This is a genomic window from Desulfogranum marinum (genome assembly GCF_963675105.2).
GTDB classification, from domain to species: domain Bacteria; phylum Desulfobacterota; class Desulfobulbia; order Desulfobulbales; family Desulfobulbaceae; genus Desulfogranum; species Desulfogranum marinum.
This window is the reverse complement of the sequence record NZ_CAXXRO010000004.1, coordinates 1,212,417-1,235,885: the sequence shown is the minus strand read 5'-3', so window position 1 is coordinate 1,235,885 and position 23,469 is coordinate 1,212,417. Positions and strand designations below refer to the sequence as shown.

20 protein-coding genes are annotated in these 23,469 nt (G+C 45.8%); all 20 read left to right on the top strand.

Annotation, left to right across the window (positions count from 1 at the left end):
- Positions 1 to 30 precede the first annotated feature (30 nt).
- The 20 genes from ACHZCY_RS14255 to ACHZCY_RS14160 all read left to right on the top strand — a co-directional run bounded on the left by ACHZCY_RS14255 (position 31) and on the right by ACHZCY_RS14160 (position 23,454).
- On the top strand, positions 31 to 1,584 hold the full coding sequence (locus ACHZCY_RS14255; RefSeq protein WP_319549355.1) for an ABC transporter ATP-binding protein: 1,554 nt from the start codon (positions 31 to 33) through the stop codon (positions 1,582 to 1,584).
- A gap of 8 nt (positions 1,585 to 1,592) precedes the next feature.
- Positions 1,593 to 2,642, top strand: a complete 1,050-nt coding sequence (locus ACHZCY_RS14250) for an ABC transporter permease (protein WP_205222078.1) — start codon at positions 1,593 to 1,595, stop codon at positions 2,640 to 2,642.
- A gap of 2 nt (positions 2,643 to 2,644) precedes the next feature.
- Positions 2,645 to 3,586 carry an ABC transporter permease gene (locus tag ACHZCY_RS14245; protein ID WP_205222079.1) on the top strand — a complete coding sequence of 314 codons (942 nt, stop codon included), beginning with the start codon at positions 2,645 to 2,647 and terminating at the stop codon, positions 3,584 to 3,586.
- 136 nt (positions 3,587 to 3,722) lie between these two features.
- Positions 3,723 to 5,003, top strand: a complete 1,281-nt coding sequence (locus ACHZCY_RS14240) for a cytosine deaminase (RefSeq protein ID WP_319549354.1) — start codon at positions 3,723 to 3,725, stop codon at positions 5,001 to 5,003.
- A 191-nt stretch (positions 5,004 to 5,194) separates the two neighbouring features.
- The gene (locus ACHZCY_RS14235; protein ID WP_319549353.1) at positions 5,195 to 7,444 is read left to right on the top strand and encodes a sensor histidine kinase; all 2,250 of its coding nucleotides are present in this window, start codon (positions 5,195 to 5,197) and stop codon (positions 7,442 to 7,444) included.
- The gene (locus ACHZCY_RS14230) at positions 7,441 to 7,803 is read left to right on the top strand and encodes a response regulator (RefSeq protein WP_205222082.1); all 363 of its coding nucleotides are present in this window, start codon (positions 7,441 to 7,443) and stop codon (positions 7,801 to 7,803) included. Before ACHZCY_RS14235 ends, ACHZCY_RS14230 begins: the two co-directional genes overlap by 4 nt.
- Before the next feature lie 383 nt (positions 7,804 to 8,186).
- On the top strand, positions 8,187 to 10,238 hold the full coding sequence (locus tag ACHZCY_RS14225) for a PAS domain S-box protein (protein ID WP_319549352.1): 2,052 nt from the start codon (positions 8,187 to 8,189) through the stop codon (positions 10,236 to 10,238).
- Complete coding sequence (locus tag ACHZCY_RS14220; protein WP_319549351.1) at positions 10,228 to 10,977, top strand: PAS domain-containing protein; 750 nt, start codon at positions 10,228 to 10,230, stop codon at positions 10,975 to 10,977. Before ACHZCY_RS14225 ends, ACHZCY_RS14220 begins: the two co-directional genes overlap by 11 nt.
- Before the next feature lie 32 nt (positions 10,978 to 11,009).
- A complete protein-coding gene (locus ACHZCY_RS14215) occupies positions 11,010 to 12,821 on the top strand; it encodes a sigma-54 dependent transcriptional regulator (protein ID WP_319549350.1) in 1,812 nt (603 codons plus the stop codon).
- A gap of 448 nt (positions 12,822 to 13,269) precedes the next feature.
- A complete protein-coding gene (gene ftsH, locus ACHZCY_RS14210; RefSeq protein ID WP_205222086.1) occupies positions 13,270 to 15,087 on the top strand; it encodes an ATP-dependent zinc metalloprotease FtsH in 1,818 nt (605 codons plus the stop codon).
- A 50-nt stretch (positions 15,088 to 15,137) separates the two neighbouring features.
- On the top strand, positions 15,138 to 15,668 hold the full coding sequence (locus ACHZCY_RS14205; protein WP_205222087.1) for a cytochrome c3 family protein: 531 nt from the start codon (positions 15,138 to 15,140) through the stop codon (positions 15,666 to 15,668).
- Positions 15,669 to 15,711: 43 nt separating this feature from the next.
- On the top strand, positions 15,712 to 16,647 hold the full coding sequence (locus ACHZCY_RS14200; RefSeq protein WP_205222088.1) for a 4Fe-4S dicluster domain-containing protein: 936 nt from the start codon (positions 15,712 to 15,714) through the stop codon (positions 16,645 to 16,647).
- Positions 16,644 to 17,897, top strand: a complete 1,254-nt coding sequence (locus tag ACHZCY_RS14195) for a polysulfide reductase NrfD family protein (RefSeq protein ID WP_205222089.1) — start codon at positions 16,644 to 16,646, stop codon at positions 17,895 to 17,897. The genes ACHZCY_RS14200 and ACHZCY_RS14195 overlap by 4 nt, the downstream gene beginning before the upstream one ends.
- A gap of 248 nt (positions 17,898 to 18,145) precedes the next feature.
- Positions 18,146 to 20,080, top strand: coding sequence for a GAF domain-containing protein (locus tag ACHZCY_RS14190; RefSeq protein ID WP_205222090.1), 1,935 nt, complete (start codon positions 18,146 to 18,148; stop codon positions 20,078 to 20,080).
- A gap of 270 nt (positions 20,081 to 20,350) precedes the next feature.
- Positions 20,351 to 20,545, top strand: coding sequence for a hypothetical protein (locus ACHZCY_RS14185; protein ID WP_205222091.1), 195 nt, complete (start codon positions 20,351 to 20,353; stop codon positions 20,543 to 20,545).
- Between the two features lie 62 nt (positions 20,546 to 20,607).
- Positions 20,608 to 20,904 (top strand): hypothetical protein, encoded by a 297-nt coding sequence (locus ACHZCY_RS14180; RefSeq protein WP_205222092.1) that lies wholly within the window; start codon positions 20,608 to 20,610, stop codon positions 20,902 to 20,904.
- Between the two features lie 745 nt (positions 20,905 to 21,649).
- Positions 21,650 to 21,844 (top strand): hypothetical protein, encoded by a 195-nt coding sequence (locus ACHZCY_RS14175; protein WP_205222093.1) that lies wholly within the window; start codon positions 21,650 to 21,652, stop codon positions 21,842 to 21,844.
- A 62-nt stretch (positions 21,845 to 21,906) separates the two neighbouring features.
- Positions 21,907 to 22,212: a hypothetical protein gene (locus ACHZCY_RS14170; RefSeq protein ID WP_319549349.1), complete on the top strand. Its 306-nt coding sequence runs from the start codon at positions 21,907 to 21,909 to the stop codon at positions 22,210 to 22,212.
- A 679-nt stretch (positions 22,213 to 22,891) separates the two neighbouring features.
- A complete protein-coding gene (locus ACHZCY_RS14165; protein ID WP_205222095.1) occupies positions 22,892 to 23,086 on the top strand; it encodes a hypothetical protein in 195 nt (64 codons plus the stop codon).
- Between the two features lie 62 nt (positions 23,087 to 23,148).
- Complete coding sequence (locus ACHZCY_RS14160; protein WP_319549348.1) at positions 23,149 to 23,454, top strand: hypothetical protein; 306 nt, start codon at positions 23,149 to 23,151, stop codon at positions 23,452 to 23,454.
- The last annotated feature ends 15 nt before the right edge of the window (positions 23,455 to 23,469 follow it).

Here is a 23,469-nt window from a genome sequence, read left to right as displayed (position 1 = left end):
TACTCCATGGCCTGAACCCGACTACTCCCTATGAGTTCAGTAGCCTCTCCTGTCCTACAGCTTCACAACATCACCAAAACCTTTGGTTCTCTTGTTGCCAATGACAACATCTCCCTCACCCTGAGACAAGGTGAGATGCTCGCCTTGCTTGGTGAAAATGGTGCAGGCAAGACGACTTTGATGAATATCCTTTTTGGCCATTATGTAGCCACACAAGGCCATATTGAAATATACGGCAAACCGCTTGTCAAAGGATCACCCAAAGCAGCACTGGCAACAGGAATAGGAATGGTGCATCAGCACTTCACCCTTGCTGAAAACATGACTGTTCTCGAAAATATCATACTCGGCACAGAACCTATTTTTCGTTTGCGGCATCATCTCAGTACGGCCAGAGCAAAGCTGCTCAAGCTCTCCATGCAGTTTGCCCTCCATGTGGACTGGAATACGCTTGTTAAAGACCTTTCCATCGGCCAACGCCAAAGAGTGGAAATCCTGAAGGCACTCTATCGTGATGTAAAAATTTTAATTTTAGATGAACCGACAGCTGTCCTTACCCCACAGGAAAGCGACAAACTTTTCACAACCCTTCGCCTGCTCACCGGCAAAGGGCTGTCAGTTATTTTTATAACCCACAAACTCAAAGAGGCGCTCTCCGGTAGCGATCGGTGCGTAGTGCTGCGCCATGGCCGTGTAGTCTATGAAACGGCCACCAAAGGCATAAAGGCGAGCACACTCGCCAAGGCAATGGTTGGCGGCGCCTTGCCGGAAATTAAGAAAAAAAAATCTACAACCTCTTCGCAACAACTGCTTTCATGCAGCAACATTTCAATTTTCGGCAGCCAGCACCAACCTCTTCTGGACGGAATAAATCTGCATCTTTTCAAAGGCGAAATCCTAGGGATTGCCGGCGTTTCCGGCAACGGACAGATGCAGCTGGCCGATATGCTAAGCGGTATGCAGGCTCCAGACAGCGGAGAGATACAACTGGAAGGTGAGCGTATCACTCACCATACGCCCCGAGAAATGATGTCAGCAGGAATCGGTCGAATCCCGGAAGATCGCACCTCCACCGGCATCATAGGCGACATGCCGGTACGGGAAAATATTGCCTTGGAACGTTATCAGGAGCCGGGCTTGTCACGCTTTGGTCTGCTTAAGTTCGGAAGTATTGAAGCATACGCAAAGGATCTGATAAAAAAGTTTGATATCCGCTGTCCCTCAACTGAAACACCGGTACGAAACCTTTCCGGCGGAAACATTCAAAAGCTCATTCTTGCCAGAGTTCTTTCTCGAAAGCCCATTGTCCTTGTTGCCAGCCAGCCTACATGGGGATTGGATGTCGGTGCAACAGCCTTTGTCCACGAACAACTTCTCCAAGCAAAGCTGGAAGGATCCGGCATCCTGCTCATTTCTGAAGATCTAGATGAATTGTTGCAGCTTTCAGACCGTATTCAGGTTCTGTACAAAGGAAAAATATCAGCACCGGTATCACCGGACCAAGTGGATGCAGCTACTCTTGGCCTTGCCATGAGTGGCCATTTGGAAGAATTTTCTCAACAAATAGGCCAACCAGCGCCCTAAAAAAAGATATGCGACTCGAACAACGCGAAAACATTTCCCCTTACCTGCGCATTGCAGCTCCGCTGCTGGCGGTACTGGTCGCCTTGGGCTTCTGCAGTGTGCTCATTCTATGGTCGGGCCACTCACCGCTGACTGCTTTTTTGTTTCTGCTCAAAGGTAGCCTTGGATCTAAATTTGCGATAACCGAAACCCTCACCCGTGCTACTCCGCTCATTTTCACAGGGCTTGCCGCAGCGGTTGCTTTTCGGGCACAGCTCTGGAACATAGGGGCCGAAGGCCAGCTTTATGCCGGCGCCTGCATGGCAACCCTGCTCGGCACAGGTATGCTCCCCCTACCGGGCTGGTTCATGATCCCCTTCCTCTTTCTGGCCGGTGCAATAGCAGGTGGGCTTTTACTCCTTGGTCCCACTCTGCTCAAAACTTGGTTTTCAGTGGATGAAGTGGTAACAACCTTGCTGCTTAATTTCATTACCCTGCTCTTTGTAAATTGGCTGGTATTCGGCCCATGGAAAGACCCCATGGCCATGGGTTGGCCCCAGGCTGCTCCGGTGATAGACAGTGCGGTTTTACCTATTCTGTTGCCCAAAACAAGGTTGCACGTAGGCTTTATCATTGCCCTTGCAAGCGCAATGATCACATGGGTGACACTCCGTTTTTCTCGCCTCGGGTTTGAAATCAGAGCTGTGGGACATAACAAGCATGCCAGCCGTTTTGCAGGTATTCCGGTCCGGAAGACCATCCTCTTTACCGCTTTTTTTTCAGGTGGTCTGGCTGGATTTGCAGGGGTCTCAGAGGTATGCGGTCTTAAAGGCTACCTGACGCTTGACCTTTCCCCCGGGTTTGGCTACTCAGGTATTGTGGTGGCCATGCTGGCTGCGCTACATCCCCTGGGAGTCGTCCTTGCTGCACTGTTTATTGCCGCAATATCCATCGGCGCAGACTCAATGAGTCGCAGCCTTAACATCTCCAACTATATTGCCGATGTAGCCACTGCAGTTTCTCTGTTAAGCGTGCTGGCAGCAATGCTGTTGGCCCGTTTTCGATTGCGTTGGAGGTAGAGATGGATATCCTGCTTTTTTTTATGGAAACCGGTTTTTGGATTGCGACCATCAGGATGGCAACGCCCCTTATATTCGGCACCCTGGGTGAATTAATCTGTGAGCGTGCCGGAGTACTCAATCTCGGCATCGAAGGCATCATGGCTGCCGGTTGCATGGCTGGATGGACATGGGTGTATTTTGGCGGAGATTTATGGGGCGGCGTTTTGTTTGCCGCCTTTATCGGCGCCCTGTTCGGCTTACTCCATTCGCTCTTTACCGTCCACCTCGGCCTTTCTCAGCACGTCACAGGACTGGGAATCACCATGCTGGCAGCGGCACTTTCTTCCTTTGTCTTTAAGATGCTTTTGCCCAAGGCAACCACGCCACCCAAAATCATCCCTTTTGCCAACCTTGATCTTCCCTGGCTGGCTGATATCCCTTTCCTTGGTCCGATCCTGACCCACCAATCGCCACTCACCTTGCTGGCCTTTTTCTTGGTTGTCCTTGTCTCCTACCTGCTATATAAAACACCGGTTGGCCTCTCATTACGAATGTGCGGGGAAAATCCCCTTGCTGTAGAAGCACAAGGATTGTCCGTATACACCATCAGAACAGGAGCCGTGGTTGTTGGAAGCAGCTTCATGGCAGTCGGTGGAGCCTTTCTCACCCTATCCGCCTTTGATGCGTTTTACATAGGCATGGTAAACGGCCGCGGCTGGATCTGCATCGCTCTGGTGGTATTTTCTTCGTGGAAACCTTGGAAAGCACTGCTTGGTACCATGCTGTTCGCAGCTTTCGATGCCATGCAGATGCGGGTTCAACAACAGTCGGCCATGGTCATCCCCTACCAATTTTACCTGATGCTACCCTATATTTTTTCTATACTTGCCATGGTTATAATGTCGAGGCGGGCTGCCTACCCAAAAGCCCTGCTGATTCCATTTAGAAAAGGCGAACGTTAGCCCGGATTTCTCATGAACTTTTTTGTTTTTAAACTCAATTAATTGATATTATTGTTTAAAGAGTAATTGTACAATTAACAGTCTGTTTTTCGTTTTCATTCAAAAAGTTCCCCCTTCGGGTTAGAGGTACATACATATGATCGACCTGCTCATCACCAATGCGGTTGTGGCAAACTTCTCCGAACCAGTTGACATTGCCGTTAACGAGGGCTTTATTCTTGATATCGGTCCATCACTGTCCCACCAGGCTTCGCAGCACATAGACGCAGGCGGCCAATTGGTAAGCCCACCGTTTGTTGACAGCCACTTCCACATGGATGCCACCCTTTCCATGGGCCTGCCAAGGATGAATGAGAGCGGCACCCTGCTGGAAGGGATACAGGTGTGGGGTGAGCTCAAACCTTCTCTAACACCAGAGGCAATCAAAGCCAGGGCCAAACAACTGCTCTCCTGGTCCATAGCACAGGGCACGCTTGCTATCCGTACCCATGTGGACGTCACCGACCCCACCCTTATGGCAGCACAGGTGCTACTGGAACTGCGCAAAGAAATGCGTCCCTGGGTTGACCTACAACTTGTTGCCTTTCCTCAGGACGGTATACTCCGCACTTCCCAGGGCAAAGCATTACTCCTGAAAGCTCTGGATCTTGGCGTTGATGTTGTTGGTGGCATCCCCCACTTTGAGCGCACCATGGCACAGGGCAGAGAATCCGTTCGCTGGCTCTGCGAGGTCGCTGCTGAAAAGGGGCTTATGGTGGACATGCACTGTGACGAGAGTGATGATCCTCTCTCCAGACATGTTGAAAGTCTCGCTTTTGAAACCCATCGACTTGGACTTGGAGGAAGAGTTACCGGCTCACACCTGACCAGCATGCACTCCATGGACAACTACTATGTCAGCAAACTCCTCCCTTTAATGGCAGAATCCGGGATGCATGTGGTTTGCAATCCATTGGTCAACATTCACCTCCAGGGGAGACACGATACGTATCCCAAACGCAGAGGACTGACCAGAGTACCTGAATTGCTTCAGGCCGGAGTGAACGTGGCCTTTGGTCACGACGATATTATGGACCCCTGGTACCCCATGGGCAGCCACGACATGCTTGATGTCGCCCATATGGGGGCCCACTGTCTACAAATGATGGGCACCTCCCAACTTACAACTCTTTTTGAAATGGTCACAATCAGAGCAGCCAACATTTTGCACCTTAACAACTACGGAATAGCACCTGGTTGCAAGGCTGATTTTGTTATTCTCCAGGCACAGAGTATCTTGGATGCCATTCGACTACGGCCGGCACGTTTATTTGTTATCCGCAACGGAAAAATTATTGCCCAGACGACTCCAAAAAAAACCACGGTCTTTGATGAAGACAAATTGCAAACAGTTGACTTTCAGCTCCATCGTAATTGATACCATAGGTGCTTACATACTTGACTCAAGCGCCCTCTTAGGGCAACATGCATAATATTGATGGGTATAGTGTAATTACATTCTTCAATCGACTGCGGTAAAAAGATCATCTTCCACGCCCAGGTACATGGTGAGCACGACCGATAGACCAGCACTTACGAATTATCAGCAAAGGACACCCTGCAAACTTCATGCGTTCAGATAGCAAGATAGGCTTTCTCTCTTTTCGTAGTGTACCGCTGAAGATATGTGCTTCCATCCTTCTAATCGAAGGTATTTTCCTCTTCTTTCTCGGATTTTATTTTATAGAATCGTACACTCTTGAGATTGATAAAATCACTAAAAACAAACTTGCCCAACCAGGGATCCTGATGTCCCAGCAGGCGTTGCACTTCCTGAAAGCGACCAACCAGAAGCTGATAGGACAACTCATTCAAGAAGAAGTTATAGAGTGCCTGGTGATCAACCCTGACGGCACAATCCTTTTTTCTGCAGATGCCGATAAAAGAGGAAAACCTTACCGAAATTATTTACATGAAAAAGAAATGGCTCTTCCCTTTCAGGCTTTTCAACAGTTTAACACCGTCAGCTACCGCGACGTGAATGACAATGCCTTTGTTTCCAGCCTGGCACCCCTGACAGTAGATGACCTTTTTTTCGGTAACCTTTTCATTCGTATCTCAGCGAAACATATTGAACAAAAAAAACAAAATATTCTTTACCTCTTCCTCATAGGCAGCATAACAACCCTTCTCTTGACGGTGATTGCTGAGGCAATATTTATTTTTCACCTTATTGTTCCACGAATGGAGTCCAGCTTTGCGAGTCTGTCCCGTATCGAACGGGATCAACTTTTTGTGCATCAAGAGATTCCCCCCGGCCCTCCTGACCAAATAGGCCTCTTTATCCGCCGGATCAATTCCATTTTGTCTAATATCACCAGTAATAATAAAGCGCTTAAAAAACTTTTCATTGCCGGTGAGCAAATCGCAAACACTGTTGACAAAAAAATGCTCTACGCCATGTCCACAGCCATTGTTTGCCGATTTTTTAATGTACAGCAAGGGGAACTAGACCAGCTAATCGAGGGTGAAATTGAAAGTTTTTATCACCAGTACCCAGACATAGGCACCCTTACCTGCAGTGATGATAAACGCGCACTTTTCCTGTCGCTTCCTAATCCCCATAAAAAAAATGAATTTTTATGGGCAAAATTCTTCCGTAAAGACGGGGGCGTAATCGAAGAAACGAGCAACCCTGTCTACCTGGATCACCTTTCCCGCCTTTTCAAAAATGCCATCCGTCGCATCAGCGCCTTTGAGGAGATCGCCCAGGCTGAGGAACGTTATCGTGAACTTTTCAGTTCTGCAGTGGAAGGTATCTTCAGGACCACCGAAGCAGGACGATTTGAAGTCATCAATCCTGCGTTAGCTGCCATGAGCGGCTATGACTCACCAGAAGAAATGATGCAAAGCATTACCGATATAGGCAGCCAATTTTATGCTAAGCACGGTGATAGAGAAGCTATTTTTGAAACCCTTCTCAGGGAGAAAAAAATTGTTGATCGCGAAATCATGTTTCGCCGTAAAGATGGCTCCGTTTTTCCGGCTGCGGTATCTCTCCATTATGTCAAAAATACTCAAGGAGGGATTATTGCCTACGAAGGACGTATTGTTAATATTGAGGAGAGAAAACTGCGGGAGCAGGAAGAACAAAACCGTAAGGCCGCCGAAGCTGTGAGCAGGGTCCAGTTAAACATGGTCAGCAAACTTGAAAAAAATGAGCAGCAGCTTCAGCAATCTCTGAAAGAAAAAGAAATTTTGCTGCGTGAAATCTATCATCGTACAAAAAACAATATGCTGGTCATTATCTCCATGCTTAAACTGCAGCTTGGTGAAATATCGGACCCAACCACTCTTTCCATATTCCAGGAAACAGAAAACCGGATCAGAGCCATGGCCATGGTCCATGAAAACCTGTACCGCTCAGATAGCCTGGTTGATATTGACCTGGGCGGCTATCTCACGGAACTTATTTCAGCGTTGGTCAAATCCATGGTGATAAACCAGCACATAACCATCGAAGCAGAAACCGAACCGGTCCCCATTTCCATTGACCATGCTGTGCCGCTTGGCCTTGCTGTCAATGAAATCGTTACCAATTCCCTCAAACACGGTTTTCCCGGCAACCGATCAGGCTCCATCATTCTCCGCCTTTGCCAGTCAGCAGAGAATGTGATACAGTTACGCGTAAAGGATACGGGTATAGGCATTCCGGCATCCTTTGATTTTGAAAAAAACAGCTCCTTTGGCCTGCAAATTACAAAAAATCTCATTCGCAAACAACTACATGGGACGATCACCATGCGCCAAGACAACGGCACGGAAACCGAGATTCGTTTCACAGAGCCGGAGCGGATTCAACGCATACTCATATCATGAAAAAAAAAATTCTTATTGTCGAAGATGAGATACTCATAGGGATGATGCTGACCGAAAACATTAAGGATTTCGGCTTTATCCCCTGCGAAGTTGCTACCAGTGCAGAGGAGGCCCTGGAAGCGGTAAAGACTGAATTACCGGATGCCATTTTAATGGATATAAGTCTTTCCGGAAACATGGACGGCATCGAGACGGCAAAACGCATCAAACAAAAAAAGGACATCCCAATCCTGTTTTTCACCGGCTACCAGGATACCCAGTTACTCGAACGTGCTGCCGCAACCAATCCTTTTGCCATTTTAGATAAACTCGGTCCACCAGAAGCCATAAAAGAAGCCCTGGATGAAATTTTCTCCTGATCGTCTCTCCTGTTCTCTTTTTCGTTTTCATCTCTTCTGTCACATTACTCTGCCCCACCGTCCTACGATCACATTAAATTTCACCAGCAGGTAATTGCCACCGGCAATCGACCAGCCCGAATTCGGGCTTGACCGATAAAAGCCCTTGACGCTTACAATCCGTCACGATCGCTGCCTTTCATCGAAGATTTTTCTTTTTGATGGTAACCTCACATATATTCGGCCGAAAAAAAATCGCATTTAAAGCTGGCCCATTCACTGCATAAAAATCCCCATATGCAATATTATGTGCTATTTTGCAACACTAGTGTTGCAAAAAGTGTTGTTTACCACATTGTGCGCAACACATATGCAACCAATGTCCATAACCCACCCGGTACCTTATGCACAACATTACGCAACGCATTCAACTTCTCGAGCAACGCTGCAGATTGCTTCGCTCAATTTGTGAATTCAAAGTTGGGCACGCGTCCGATCAAGAGGAGCCGTTTATCCTCAAACAGCGTGGTACCCGCTTACTCAACGATCAGGAATACTGTTTTATATGGGCTGCCAAAAGAGGCAACGGTACCAATCCGGTCGAACCACTCTTTGCTGCCGGCTCGACATCTCTTTCATCCGAAAAAAGCCTTGCCCTTGTCAGCCGATTTTTACAGGATAACCCTGAAGATAACCCCGTCGTGCAGGCACTGGAAAAAGGCGAGCCAATCCGGGCAAATAAAATCACCCCTCATACCGGACAGCAACCGCTTGACACCATCATAAAAGCAACCGGTACCCAGAGCTACATATCGTGGCCCCTTATTTCCAACAACCACGAGTATGGTGTTCTTACCATTCATTCCACAAACCCAGATGGTTTTACAGGCTCTGAACTGGACTTTATAGCCAATGTCATGGCTGACATTTCGCTGGCTCTCTACGTTGACGAAACAGCAAAACGACTGCGCAAAGAAAGGGATTTTAACGCTGAAATCGTCGACACAGTTCAAGCCCTTCTCATTTCGCTGTCGCCCTGTGGCAATATTCTATCATTTAACCAGAAAGCACAGGAAGTTACTGGATTCAGCGAGCACGAAGTTAAAGGGAAATACTGGGTAGACGTGCTTATCTCGCCAGAGCTTCGGATTAAAAGCCAAAAAGAGTTCTCAGGGTTACTTCAACAAAATGGCTCAGATATTAATTTTCAGACAGAACTCGAGACACGTAATGGTGAAAGATGCACAATAAGCTGGCACGGCTCTTTTCAACCCAACATAGAGCAAGGCACAGTTGGCCTTGTCCTTTTCGGCATTGATGTCACCAGTGAAATGGCAGCTGAAAGAGAGCGAGAAAACGCCCTTGCCCAATGGAACAATATTTTTAGTGCGATGCAGGACCCAGCCCTTGTCGTGTCCGAAGACGGCGTTATACTTGATATAAACCCTGCCACCGAATTTGCGGCCAAAAGAAAGAGAAAAGACATTGTTGGCAAGGGGGTATGCGAGATCCTCCATGGCGGGAGATCTCCGGGCGCCATCTGCCCACTGGAAGCTATCCTCCTTGACAAAAAAAACAGGGTTTTTGAAACTGAACTCAGGGGCCTCCAGGGCAATTACATGATGACTATCAGCCCCTTAAAAGAATTTGCAGGTAAAACCGGGGTCGCCTTGCTTTTGGCAAGGGATCTCACTGAGGAACAGTTAATGAAAGCCGAGGCCTTACGTTCAGCGCAACTCGCTTCAGTAGGGGAACTTGCAGCCGGTGTCGCTCATGAGATCAACAATCCCATTAACGGAATCATAAACTATGCCCAAATCCTCAAAGATTCATCCCTTCAAGAGGAAGAAGCAAAGCGCTTTCTGGACCGCATTATTAAAGAAGGAAAACGTATTGCCGGTATTACTAAAAACCTGCTTGATTTCTCACGCAAAAGAGAGGAAGAGCCTGAACCGGTTAACGTCATAAACTTGATTAAACACTGCATTGAACTTGTGCAGCACCAATTCACCATAGACGGCATCACCATTGAACAGCAGCACCCCAACGACCTACCAAATATTATCTGCAATCCTCAACAGATACAGCAGGTATTTCTGAATATTTTCAGCAATGCACGCTACGCACTCAACCAACGCCAAGCTAAAGGCGACCAAAAAGCCAAATTGCTGCAGATCCATACCCATGCCACCCGTATCGACGGAAAAAACTATGTTGAGCTTGCCATAACCGATAATGGAACCGGGATTGAACACGAAATTATCGATCGGGTAATGGATCCGTTTTTCTCCACTAAAACCAGTGGCGAAGGAACGGGCCTAGGCCTTAGCATTAGTCATAGTTTAGTTCAAGACAACCATGGCCTTTTTCGTATCCACAGCGAACTCGGCAATTACACCACGTTATTAATTGACCTGCCAACCATTGACCAAAGGGGCCAAAGCCATGTCGGATAATCAAAAATTATTTCTTAAAATAAGTGTCCTGTTCTCCGCTGCTGCCTTTGTCCTTTTTTTAATGGATATACGCCTGCTCAATGCTGACAATTCAAGCCAACTCCTCCCGTTTCCTCTCTTTTCCATCATGGTGATGACGCTGTTATGTATCACCGTCATCTTTGCTACCAAAAAAACCACAGACACTCTCTACAAAAAAATAAGGGATTACCAGAACCAGCTTAATGATGTCAGCGAAGGCCTGAAATCTACTACCCAGGATCTCGAGGAACGGGTAGAAAAACGAACCTTCGAGATATCAGTTGCAAACGCTTCACTTAACAGAGAAATTGCCGAGCGTATCCAGGCAGAGACCGAAACAAAAAAAATAAAAAGGCAGATGGAGCTTATTTTAGAATCGGCCGGCGAAGGTATTTTCGGCCTCGATAACCAGGGGAATGTTACCTTTGTCAACAAGGCAGCTTCGATTATGTTAGACTGGTCACCCGAAGAGCTGATCGGCAAATCCCACCATGATCTGGTACACCACAGCTACAAAGACGGGCAGAGCTATCCTGTTGAAGAATGCCCTATTCACAAAGCTTACAGGGACGGAAAGGTTCACTTCGGTTCAGACGAACTTTTCTGGACAAAAGAGGGAAAAGCCTTCCCTGTTGAATACACGAGTACACCGATCGTAGAAAACAAACTCATCACCGGAGCAGTTGTAGTCTTCAGAGACCTGACAACCTTTCGTTAATTCCAGTTACAGGCATCCAAGGAGAACACTCAATGCTTGAGAAGCAAACACAACAGCAGACAGCCATTCTGGTGGTCGATGACGAAGAAAGCCTGCGCGACACTTTTCAATTTTTCCTACGAAACCAAGGGTATGCACCTGTTGTTACCGCCCAGTCATACGATGAAGCAATCAGTGAACTAGACAAATACAATTTTGATCTTATTATCAGCGACATAGTGCTTGGCAGTCATTCCGGAATCGACTTTTTACGTTCCATCAGAGAGAAAAATATTGATTGCCCGGTTGTTATGATTACCGGGTACCCCAACGTAGAAACAGCTGCCGAGGCTGTTCGACTCGGAGCCTTTGACTATATCCCCAAACCGGTCGAAAAGGACACGCTCCTTAAAATTGCTCGCCTGGCCCTTAAACAACAACAACTTGAGCAGGAAAAAAAAGCGGTAGAGCAGGAAAAAGAAAGGTACCGAGTCTTTCTCGAAACTGTTTTTAAAAGTGTGACTGACTGCATTATTACAGTTGATGCAAATCTTCGGATTATGGACATGAATCCGGCAGCACGACTCCTTTTTAACGAGCTGCATACAGGCCCGGTTGACAATTCAACCATTGCCGCCCTGTGTGCAAAAAAAGAATACGAACCGTTCAAAAATGATTTGCTCAAGGTCTTGAAAAGCGGTGTGGAAATTACCCAGCACCGGCAAGAGTGTCACACCACAAGCAACCAGGTGAAAGTACTGAGTGTGTGTACAGCACCCCTGCAGGGAGCTGCCGGAAGCCCAGACGGAATAGTGGTTGTTATTCGGGACATGTCCAATCCGGAGTCGATAGCGACTGGAAGAAGGAGCTCCTTCCACCGCTTTATTGGCGAAAGCGATGTAATGCAGGCTGCATACACAATGATTGAGAATGTGGGAAGGGTTGACCTTACCGCCCTTATTACCGGCGAATCAGGGACAGGAAAAGAACTTGCAGCAGAAGCCCTCCATCAAGAAAGCCATCGCAAAAACAGGCCTCTTATTAAAGTTGACTGCACTGCAATTCCCGAGAATCTGCTCGAAAGCGAACTTTTTGGCCATCGAAAAGGGTCTTTTACCGGAGCTGATCGTGACCGGATGGGCAGAATCCTTCAGGCTGACGGCGGCACACTGTTTCTCGACGAAATCGGCGACATCTCACACATGATGCAACTTCGACTGCTCCGTTTTCTCCAGGAAAGCACATTTTATCCTGTCGGCCAAGACACCCCCATAACAGTAGACGTACGGGTCATTACCGCTACTAACGTGGATCTTAAGGAAAAAGTGAATAAAGGCGAGTTTCGGGAGGACCTCTATTTCAGGCTGCGCGTGATAGATGTCATGCTCCCTGCCCTCAGGGAACGAGGGAAGGACATTACCCTGCTGGCTAATTATTTTATCGAAAAAATTGCTCCCAAAATTTCTAAATCCATCAACGGCATTTCCGACCAGGCTCTGGAAAAACTATATAATTACCCCTGGCCAGGCAACGTACGAGAACTCAAAAATGTAATTGAAAGAGCATGTGTTCTCTGTGAAGGGCCATCTATCTCGACCACTGAGTTACCTCCGGAAATTGTTGATTACTCAGACCAGGCAACTATAGCTCATGAACCTACACTGCCTGAGCAGGAACCTGCGCCGCAAAATATTCAACCGGCTTTTCCAGACTCAGACCTCTCAGCAGCAGATCGAATCATGCTTGCTTTAAAGAAAACCGGTGGCAACAAGGCTAAAGCAGCACGGCTGCTCCAGATTGATCGCACCACGTTGTATCGCAAAATCAAAGAATTCAACCTGGACCTTTCCCGACTCGACATGTAGAGATGCCACACATGTGCTGCAACACAAGTGTTGTAAAAACAACACTTGTGTTGCAACAGTGCAGACTCTCTCCTCTTCATTCCGCATCACCGCTCTCACTCTCTTCAGCTTCTTCAACACAAAACCACTTCAAGTATAAAGACCTAATTTCAGCAAGATAAAAAGACAACTGAACTACAGTGCAGTGGAAGCTGCCGCCTTGCCAGCTAAAAAAAAATATTCAATGTTTTAATATAGTTAACGAAAAAAACCACAGTTTTCTACGCTGTGGCATTGCCTGTGCAACAGTTGTCCAAGTTCTAACGTTCAGCCATACGACCGCCATTCTACTTCAAGTATAAAAATGTTTCGCGGTCAGGCATCAAAACTACCGTGTGAAGAAAATAACCATCGATCCCTGTTCCTTGTATATATACAAACAGGGAGGGTATGAAGGCAGACAATCTTGATGAAAAACCAAATACAGCTTGGCCTCCTCATCTTTACCATCGCATGCGTTATTCTTCTTGGATACAACGTCTACCTTCGCGAAATAACGCCTCCAGAGCAAACTTACACTGAATTTATTACCTCCCTGCAGCAAGGCGAAATCATCAACGTTCATCTGCGTGGTTCTCAAGTAACCGGAGAGTATGCTTCAGGAAAAAAATTCAGTTCCTACGCACCGGACGTCGCCTCACTCCTGCCTCAACTTCTCGAAAAAAATATTCATATATCCGCTGAGCCTGAAGCAGAAAAAGGAATTGTCACTTTTTTCAAGTTCCTTCTTCCCATGAGTATGCTTTACGGTGCCTGGCTTGTATTTAAAAGGAAATCCTCGGGCAGCTCTTCTGCATTTAATCTTGGCCGGCATTCCCGTTTTACTCCAGTAAAAAGCGATCGAGTCACTTTTCGAGATGTTGCCGGGATTTCCGAGGCCAAAGTGGAACTTCTTGAAATAGTCGAATTCCTCAAACAACCCGAAAAATATAGCCGACTAGGCGCCAAAATCCCTAAGGGGGTTTTACTTCAAGGCGCTCCGGGTACTGGAAAAACCTTGCTTGCTAAAGCAATTGCCGGAGAAGCATCGGTATCTTTTTTCTCTTTAGGAGGATCTGATTTTGTTGAAATGTTTGTCGGTGTTGGCGCATCAAGGGTACGTGACCTTTTCGCCGAGGCAAAAAGAAGTGCTCCTTGCATCATATTCATCGATGAAATAGACGCCATCGGCGGTAAAAGATCCGGCAATACAGCCACCGGAGCCAATGATGAACGCGAACAGACCCTCAATGCACTCCTGGTTGAGATGGACGGATTCAGCTCGGACAAAGCTGTCATTGTTGTTGCAGCAACCAATCGACCAGACATCCTCGACCCTGCCTTAATGAGGCCGGGAAGATTTGATAGGCAGATCACCATTGCTCTGCCCGATGTAAAAGGGCGAACCAAAATTCTTGGTGTACACGCACAACAAATTGCCATGGACAAGAGCATTGACCTGGCCGCCATTGCTCGTTCAGTTCCAGGGTTTAGTGGAGCGGAAATTGCCAATCTAGTCAATGAGGCTGCACTCATGGCCGGAAGAAAAAACAAAAAGAAAGTTGAATTAATTGATTTTGAAGAAGCAAAAGACAAAATCATTATGGGCCTTGAACAAAAAAGTATTGTTGTCTCTGAACAAAACCGTCGTGTTACTGCTTACCACGAAGCCGGTCATGCGATTGTCGGCATGATGCTTGAGGAAACCGACCCCCTTCACAAAATTACCATCATTCCTCGCGGAAGAGCCATGGGGCTCACTCAACATCTTCCCCTTGACGATCAACACACCTACTCACGAGAATATCTGGTTAACCGAATAAAAACCCTTCTCGGTGGCAGAGTCGCAGAAACGCTTGTTTTCAATCGGCTGACAACCGGCGCGAGTAACGATATTACCATGGCAACCGAAATTGCCACCCGGCTGGTTTGCGAATGGGGCATGAGCTCCTCCATTGGCCCAATCTCATATCGTATGGAAAACGAAAGTTTTCTCAGCCATGCCGGCAGCAGTAAACCTTACAGCGAAGTGACTGCCGAAAAAATTGATAATGAAATAACTTCCGTTATTTCTGAGTGCTACGAAGAAGCAGAAAAAATTCTCCGCAAGCACAATAAATTTCTCCATAAATTTGCAGAAGCTCTTCTCATCAATGAAACCATGGATGCGGAAGAGGTGGATATTGTCTTTCGCAGTTACGTAAGAGAGAGGAAGGTTGAACTAGAGCTGTCAGGAAAGAGGAGTTAATCGTCAACTTCTTGATTGTATATTTATCAAAAAAAGCAGGAGGAACCACAATGCGCAGTACACTCATGGCAACACTATCCATCATGATAATGATGGCTATTGGTGCCCTGTACCCCAACCAATCATTTGCCTTAGACGCCGAAGATGCTCCAGAGGTTGTAGAACTGGATGCACTCTCAGACCTCTACGAGCCTGTCACCTTTGATCATGCGATGCACGTAGATGCAGCGGAATGTGTTGAATGCCATCATCATACAACCGGTCAGCAGCCTGTAGATCCCAACTGCCTGCGCTGCCATGCCACGTCTGAAGAAACAGACAGCATATCCTGCGGTGAATGCCACAGCGCTGAAAGGTTTTCTCCTCAAGACCTTAAGGAAAGAAGCAATCCCGATCTTTACCACATAGACAAACCTGGGTTAAAGGGTGCCTATCACCTCAACTGCGTTGGTTGTCATGAAGAAGTAGATGGACCAACAGGATGCCAGGACTGCCATGCCATGACGGAAAAAGGCAAAAAACAGTTTCAGGTATCAATTGTCCCGCCTAAGGCAGGCTCAAAAAAAGACGCACATGAATAATGAGCAGGCGATGTCCTGAAAATACAACCAGTGGTAATGAACAATGAAAAAGTTACTTAATCGCAGAACCTTTCTCAAAGGAAGTCTGGCTGGATCTGCAGCTGCCGTATCCGTAGGTCGCTCCCAAAAGGCTATGGCCAAGGATTTTGAAGGTTATCCCGAATCCATGGGTGTCCTGGTCGACCTGTCACGATGTGTCGGCTGCAGAAGCTGCGAGGCTGCATGTAATGAAGAACAAAATCTTCCCGCACCTGAGAAACCCTTCAACGACTTTTCGGTCTTTGACGAAATGCACCACGGCCAAAAACGGCGAACCGATGAAACGCGGTATACAGTGGTCAACAGATACGATGTCCCGGAAATAGACCATCCCCTGTTTCGGAAAATTCAATGTAACCATTGTCAGGAGCCTGCTTGCCTGACTTCTTGTTTTGTTAATGCGTATACCAAAACACCTGAAGGAGCTGTAATTTATGACGCATCAGTATGCGTAGGCTGCAGAACCTGCATGGTGGCCTGTCCATTTTACATTCCTGCCTTCAGGTATTCCAGCGCTTTTAACCCCCGTATCATGAAATGTATCTTTTGTTACGATACACGCCTCAAAAACGGTCAGCCTCCTGCATGTGTAGAGGCCTGTCCTCAGGAAGCCCTTACATTCGGCCACCGTAAAGAACTCATCCGAATCGGCCACCAACGTATCCGCGAAAACAAGGATCAGTATGTTGACCATATTTACGGTGAACACGAGGCAGGAGGAACGGCATGGATGTATCTCTCTCCAGTTGATTTTGAAAAAGTAGGCTTTGACACTTCAGTTCCCAAGGAACCTATCCTTAATTTTGTAAAGGATTTCCTTGCTATTGTACCCATGGTGTTAACAATTTGGCCCGCCCTGTTTGCAGGAATACATCTCCTGGCAACACGGAAAGATGGCATTAAAAAACAGCAGCAGACAGAGGGGGAGACAGAAAAATGAAAAAAATGGCCCAAACATCCCAAGAGATACCTATTGTGGACCATAACCGCAATGATGGTACCTTATGGTTAATTAAAGAAAAAATTCTCCTGGGATTAAGCCCTGAAGAATATAAAACAATGCTGAAAAGAAACCCGGTTAACTGGTTTCTGTTTGTCCTGCTCGGGGTCGGCATTCCATTAATTATAATCCGTTACCTTTTTGGACTGGATACCGTCACCCATAGCTCAAATGATTATCCTTGGGGCCTTTTCCTTGGTTTCGGCCTGTTTGGCATGGTCCCTCTTTCCGCTTCCGGTTTTTTACTGGGCACCACCGTTGAAATATTTGGCCGTAAGGACTTTGTACCCATCGAAAGACTTGCGTTGCTCAACGGCCTGCTTGGCTATTTTTTTGCTGTTGTCTATCTGGAAGTTGACCTTGGCATGCCCTGGCGCTTGCCCTATCCAATGTTTGTCTCTCTGGGGCCCGCAGCCGTCCTCTTTTTAGTTGCGTGGCATGTTGCTACTTATCTCTCGGTACAGATAGCGGAAATCCTGCCCGCCTATTTCGAATGGATAGGCTGGCTCAAAGGAAAACGATTTATCAAGTCCATTACCATAGGGTTGACCATTGCCGGTATTATTCTCTCCACCTTGCATCAGGGTGCGCTAGGAGCCTTGTTCACCTATGCGCCGACGAAAGTTCACCCCCTGTGGCTCTCAACTAACTTTATCTGGATACATTTCTTTTGTTCAGCAATTTTTGCAGGCCTCTCAATGGTTATAGTTGTCAGCACGCTGTGTAAACGATTCATGACCTGGAGATGTGACGAACGATTCCTCAACAATATAGACGACTTGACGGTAAAACTTGGCAAGGGGTGCTCTTATGCCATCATCACCTATCTGGTGATCAAGGTGGTTGGAATCGCCCATGACAATGAATGGGCCTACCTTTTGACCGGTTGGGGCAATTACTTTATGCTGGAAATAGCTGTTGGCGTCATTTTGCCGTTTTTCCTGTTTACCATCGGCGTCAAAAACTATTTGCCTAACCTGGTTCGCCTAGCAGCCTTTATAAGCGTACTTGGGATTATTTGGAACCGTCTCAATACCGCTCTTATCGGCTTTAACTGGCAATTATATCAGGAAGTACCTCGCTGGCAAGAAGTGTGGGTAACATGTACGATCTTTGCTATCTACTTCATGGTCTATCGCTTTATCCTGTACCGGCTTCCAATTCTGTATGAATGGAAGGGCGACAAATAATGTACGAATCATCGAAGTAAATACTAGAGCCCGGAACAGACAATCACTGTTCCGGGCTTATTCTTTTGGATATCTTGAGTCTTTTTTTAATCAAAACCTAGACATTTTTTGACTACAGGCATATGAATTATGCTCAAGTCTACGCATAGTGTGCCGCTGTACGTAAAAACGCTGAACAAAGATCGAAAAAAAGCTTTCAAGATTGCCTTTAACTCAAACTACGCGGAAGCGCTGGAAACACTTCAAGCATGTTTTATTCTTTTTTTTCCTCATTACCGATAAAAAGGATTTTCCCTATTCTCACCGGCTGCATCCTTATACTTCTGCTGGGAGTACTTGTTCTGGGTTCCCGTCAATATATACTCTATAGTCAATGCACCAATGCCGTAGCTACCAGTGATAAATTATTGTTCGAATTCACCGCACTCCAAAAATATTTAAGCGAATCACTGGTTGGCGGCACTAATCAAGTCAATGTTTCGAGAGTTAGCGAGAAATTTGAACAACTCAATGCCATGACCGGCGAGTTGAAAACAAATACCCTGGTTGCCGATTCCCTTAAAAATGGTCTCGCTTCCAGAGAAGATTATGTCGCTCTTGTTGCCGACTTACAAATGATGCAGGATAACCCTGCCGTACTAAGAGAAAAAAAGATTTCCCTCATTCAGCAACTCAATACCATCAACAACCGGCTGCAAAGCTTTCGCATATCGCTTAGTGATTATACCCAGGCTATTCTCCAGGGACTGCACAATATCATTATCGGTATTCTTGGTCTCTTTTTCGTTCTCAGCTGCACCTTACTTTACACCCTGAGCCGTTATATCGGCCCTTCGCTGGTCCGTCTCGTCAATGTTTCCTTTAACCAAGACCAGCAGGAATCATTACACAAAGAAAAAGCCAAATACACCCTGGATGACCTTACTTGCAAAGTTTCCAATGTTATGACCACCCAGGAACGTTTATCAAACGTCGTCCTTTCTCTCAAGCCGTTGGCGGTTTCCATTGGTGCCCAAGTAACAACGACCCAGTTACAGCAAAAAATATGTGATGCATTGATCACCAACCCTGATTTCACCTTTGTCTGGATAGGTGTTCATGACGAAAAAAATATCCTGCTCCCCCTATGCTGCAGTGAGAGTAGTGTCTCCCGAAAAGTATGCCTCCAAGCGCTTAAAGAAAGTCTTGTACATTGCGAGAAAGATGGTCATATCTTTCAGCCGGTCTGGCAGAGTTTACAAAAAGAACACCTTGTTGAGCAGCAATTTAACATTTCCTCTTTCCCTGTTGAACTTGGAGACTTTGACGATCAATACCACCAAGTCGGTACCAGCATATCCTTTCCATTACTGAACAATGGTACCCCCAAAATTGTCATCGCCATTTATAGTCCTTTAACGGATACCTTTCCGCCTGAGTATCTTGAGTTCCTGTCCACCATGCTCAATCACACTTTTTCTTTTGCCAATCGACAACAGGAATTACTGACACAGCCGGAAGCCATAACGGCCCCACAACACTTTCAACGTTATTGCTATACCGCTTCTGGAGCTGTCTGCAACGAGTTCGCCAGCAGTATTACCAACCTTATAAATGGAACAATCAACTATACGCAGCAATTAATCGACCTCTCAGAACAGGTCAAGACTCGACCAGAAGCTATAAAAATTCTCGACAACATGCTGGTTGAGGAGAAAAAAATAGCCAGACTTGCGGCAAACATGCTGCTCGCAGGAGGTAAATATCAAAGCACAGGAACAGGCACTACGCTCAATACATTTATCAAGGGAATTTCAGCAGTTTTTACAAAACCTCTACAGAGCGAGTCCATTGAATTACTTATCGATTGTCCAAACGACTGTACCATTAAAACACCGATTAATACCCTTTGGCTGATAACACTTACCATTCTCCAACTCGGAAGAACGTCTCTGCTACAGGATGCCTCCGCGAACAAGAAATCGATCTCAATCGCCTGTTCCCAAGATCCAGAGAAGCAACAACTCTCTATCCAGTACACTAACTCCGCCAAATCATGGGATATCGCAACCCTTCAAAATCACCCAATTTGGCCATCTCTTGACTACTGCACACAATTAATGCAACAAAACCATGGTGACCTTACTCTTCACGGCAAAAAAGAACTTCTTCCCCATACCTTGAGTTTATCCCTTCCTTACTGACAGTTACAGGACAGACAGCTTACAGCAGCAGCTGTTGCCACACTTTATTGCAACACTGTTGCTGCGCGACCTGTAGTGTACCTCACAAATGTTGTAGGCGTGCCCCCTACCACCCTCAGCCTAAAAGAGAAATTTAATTCAAATTTCCAGCATGTTACAGGTTAACAGCCCTTTTTTCTCTCTTTTTTCTATTTTGGCACCTCAGATGCAAAATCAAAGGTAAAGAAAACGATTAGCATCTAACAGCCCATAAAGATAGAGGAACAAGCCATGACAACTCAAGTGCTCAAAAAACATGAAACCAAAGTAAACGTTACTCAGGAAACCTCAAAATTTTCACTCATCGCAGTGATGACGATGGCAAGCTTGGTTGGAATCTGGGCACTTGCCTGTCTTGTTGGTGGATTGATAAGCAGCGGTACCGGTAATCTGATCAGGGGTTACATCACAGCAATTTTTGGATAATACATCGATTTTGACCCAACAATCTATCTTGATTCAACAATAGTTCACAGGAGAAACGAAAAATGGCTACAACAAAAAAAATGACAGCCGGTATCATGCTTGCTTCCAGTGCTTTACTCATGCTTTGGGTCGCAGCAGCTTTTATAGGAGCCTTGAATCAGGTTAATTGGCAAGTCAGTGAGCTTATGCGGCAATACATGCTGGCAACAGGCATGATGAAACCGTTACACACTCTGGTCGATTATTACACCCATATCAAAGGCATTGAATACCTGATCTGTGTATCCTTTTTCGTTGCCTTTCCGGTATTCGTCAAATACATCAACAAAGAAAAAAGACCTGTTCCTGTTATGAAGTAAAAGCAGCACCTTCCCTTGCAAATACCCGGCTTCGGCCGGGTATTTTTGTTTTACCCCCTCCACTTTTTCCATTTTTCAACCCATCACTTTCATACCACTCTCTGATATTTGGCTCGACTCCCCCTGATGTCTTATCAGGTCTGGTAGTGCCTGGTTCAAAGTTTCTGGTAGCAAAACAGATAAGCGTAGAGCACGACAGTAGCGGCACGCCTGTTGTAAAATTCCTGACTCCTCTCGAATCTGAACGAGTTTTCTACGCTTTCAAGACACTCTACATGTACCCAGCCTGCTTGGAGGAAAGATGCACTGTAACACCATCCTCCGAAGTGGACGACTCTTGGGCAATTACAGTTCGGAATAGATTGGCGGTTTGTAGATCTTCGCTAAATACAAGTTACAAAAGAATTTAACCTTTCCACCAAAAATATTTTCTCTCATCTTTACTGACAGTTACAGGACAAGAAAGGTTTCCACCCCTTCACTACATTTGTGCGGCACGCTCTATAGAGCAACACTTTATTGCAACATAGTTGTTGTCCAAACTGTAGCATGCAACACTAGCGCAGCATAGACTCACCCCTTTCGCCCAAGCCCATCCACAAAAATTATTCTTATATTTTCAGCATCTTACACGAATATTTACTTTTACCCGGCCGTCTATTTCATTTTGGCATCACAGATGCAAAGTCAAGGGTAAAGAAAACAAAAAACCAGATAAGAGCCCATAAACATAGAGGAAAAAGCCATGACAACTCAAGTTCTCAGAAAACATGAAACCAAAGTAAACATTACTCAGGAAACCTCAAAATTCTCACTGATCACTGTGATGACCATGGCAAGCTTGGTTGGAATCTGGGCACTTGCCTGTCTTGTTGGCGGATTGGCAAGCAGTGGTACCGGTAATCTGATCAAAGGTTACATCACAGCAATCTTTGGATAACACATCGATTTTGACTCAACAATCTATCTTGATTCAACAATAGTTCACAGGAGAAACGAAAAATGGCTACAACAAGTAAAACAAGAAAAATGACCACAGGTATAATGCTTGCTTCCAGCGCTTTACTTATGCTTTGGGTCTCAGCAGCCTTTATAGGAGCCTTGAATCAAGTTAACTGGCAAGTTGGCGAGCTTATGCGGCAATACATGCTGGCAACAGGCATGATGAAACCTTTACATACTCTGGTCGATTATTATACCCATATCAAAGGCATTGAATACCTGATCTGTGTATCCTTTTTCGTTGCCTTCCCGGTATTCGTCAAATACATCAACAAAGAAAAAAGACCCGTTCCTGTTCAGTTATGAAGTAAAAGGAACACCTTCTCTTATAAATACCCGGCTTCGGCCGGGTATTTATGTTTTATGCACTCCGCTTTTCTATTTTTCACCCCATCACTTTCATGCCACTCTCTGACATTTTGCCCGCCTCCCCCTGATGTCTCATCAGGTCAGGTGGTGCCGGGTTCCAATTTTTTGGTAGTGAATCACAGTAGACTACCGGATTCTTCGATTACCATTTACTGCAGAAATACTAAATGCCGAAAAAGATGGTGACGCATGTACTAACCTTCGGTGAACATTTTGTTAAATATTGTATCTCATGATCTATAACTGTATGAGCCTGAAATTAATTCCCCCCTCAAAAAAACACTATTAAAAAATATTTCTCCTCTCTTTTCTGACAAATAGAGGACAACAAGAGGCAGCGTGGGCTTTCGCCACACTTGTGCAACACACACTAAAATACCACACATTGCTGCAACACAGCTGTCGTTCAAACTGTAGCATGCAACACTATCGAAGCATACTGCTCACCCCTTCACTTAAAACCACAAGAGAAAATTATTGCAATATTTTCAACATATTGAACAGAAACTTGCCTTTTTACTAGTGCGTCTCTAACATTGGCACCACATATGCAGTATAAAAAGTAAAGAAAACAAGAAAGGCCATATAAAAGCCCATAAACATTGAGGAAAAAATCATGACAACGCAAGTTCTGAAAAACCATGAAACCAAGGTAAACGTTACTCAAGAAACCTCAAAATTCTCACTGATCACTGTGATGACCATGGCAGGCTTGGTTGGAATCTGGGCACTTGCCTGTCTTGTTGGCGGATTGGCAAGCAGTGGAACCGGTAACCTGATCAGGGGTTACATAACTGCAATCTTTGGATAATACATCGACCTTGACTCAACAATCTATCTTGACTCAACAATAGTTCACAGGAGAAACGAAAAATGGCAACAACAGCTAAAACAAGAAAATTAACCACAGGTATAATGCTTGCTTCCAGCGCTTTACTTATGCTTTGGGTCTCTGCAGCCTTTATAGGAGCCTTGAATCAAGTTAACTGGCAGGTCAGCGAGCTGATGCGGCAATACATGCTGGCAACAGGCATGATGAAGCCATTGCACACTCTGGTTGATTATTACACCCATATCAAAGGCATTGAATACCTGATCTGTGTATCCTTTTTTGTCGCCTTCCCGGTATTTGTTAAATACATCAACAAAGAAAAAAGACCGATACCTGTTATGAAATAACAGCGAGCAATCCTC

What these genes read in the sequence shown, in the direction of transcription:
- ACHZCY_RS14255 (WP_319549355.1), top strand. Translation starts at nt 31, where the DNA reads ATGAGTTCAGTAGCCTCTCCTGTCCTACAGCTTCACAACATCACCAAA.
- ACHZCY_RS14250 (WP_205222078.1), top strand. Translation starts at nt 1,593, where the DNA reads ATGCGACTCGAACAACGCGAAAACATTTCCCCTTACCTGCGCATTGCA.
- ACHZCY_RS14245 (WP_205222079.1), top strand. Translation starts at nt 2,645, where the DNA reads ATGGATATCCTGCTTTTTTTTATGGAAACCGGTTTTTGGATTGCGACC.
- ACHZCY_RS14240 (WP_319549354.1), top strand. Translation starts at nt 3,723, where the DNA reads ATGATCGACCTGCTCATCACCAATGCGGTTGTGGCAAACTTCTCCGAA.
- ACHZCY_RS14235 (WP_319549353.1), top strand. Translation starts at nt 5,195, where the DNA reads ATGCGTTCAGATAGCAAGATAGGCTTTCTCTCTTTTCGTAGTGTACCG.
- ACHZCY_RS14230 (WP_205222082.1), top strand. Translation starts at nt 7,441, where the DNA reads ATGAAAAAAAAAATTCTTATTGTCGAAGATGAGATACTCATAGGGATG.
- ACHZCY_RS14225 (WP_319549352.1), top strand. Translation starts at nt 8,187, where the DNA reads ATGCACAACATTACGCAACGCATTCAACTTCTCGAGCAACGCTGCAGA.
- ACHZCY_RS14220 (WP_319549351.1), top strand. Translation starts at nt 10,228, where the DNA reads ATGTCGGATAATCAAAAATTATTTCTTAAAATAAGTGTCCTGTTCTCC.
- ACHZCY_RS14215 (WP_319549350.1), top strand. Translation starts at nt 11,010, where the DNA reads ATGCTTGAGAAGCAAACACAACAGCAGACAGCCATTCTGGTGGTCGAT.
- ftsH (WP_205222086.1), top strand. Translation starts at nt 13,270, where the DNA reads ATGAAAAACCAAATACAGCTTGGCCTCCTCATCTTTACCATCGCATGC.
- ACHZCY_RS14205 (WP_205222087.1), top strand. Translation starts at nt 15,138, where the DNA reads ATGCGCAGTACACTCATGGCAACACTATCCATCATGATAATGATGGCT.
- ACHZCY_RS14200 (WP_205222088.1), top strand. Translation starts at nt 15,712, where the DNA reads ATGAAAAAGTTACTTAATCGCAGAACCTTTCTCAAAGGAAGTCTGGCT.
- ACHZCY_RS14195 (WP_205222089.1), top strand. Translation starts at nt 16,644, where the DNA reads ATGAAAAAAATGGCCCAAACATCCCAAGAGATACCTATTGTGGACCAT.
- ACHZCY_RS14190 (WP_205222090.1), top strand. Translation starts at nt 18,146, where the DNA reads ATGTTTTATTCTTTTTTTTCCTCATTACCGATAAAAAGGATTTTCCCT.
- ACHZCY_RS14185 (WP_205222091.1), top strand. Translation starts at nt 20,351, where the DNA reads ATGACAACTCAAGTGCTCAAAAAACATGAAACCAAAGTAAACGTTACT.
- ACHZCY_RS14180 (WP_205222092.1), top strand. Translation starts at nt 20,608, where the DNA reads ATGGCTACAACAAAAAAAATGACAGCCGGTATCATGCTTGCTTCCAGT.
- ACHZCY_RS14175 (WP_205222093.1), top strand. Translation starts at nt 21,650, where the DNA reads ATGACAACTCAAGTTCTCAGAAAACATGAAACCAAAGTAAACATTACT.
- ACHZCY_RS14170 (WP_319549349.1), top strand. Translation starts at nt 21,907, where the DNA reads ATGGCTACAACAAGTAAAACAAGAAAAATGACCACAGGTATAATGCTT.
- ACHZCY_RS14165 (WP_205222095.1), top strand. Translation starts at nt 22,892, where the DNA reads ATGACAACGCAAGTTCTGAAAAACCATGAAACCAAGGTAAACGTTACT.
- ACHZCY_RS14160 (WP_319549348.1), top strand. Translation starts at nt 23,149, where the DNA reads ATGGCAACAACAGCTAAAACAAGAAAATTAACCACAGGTATAATGCTT.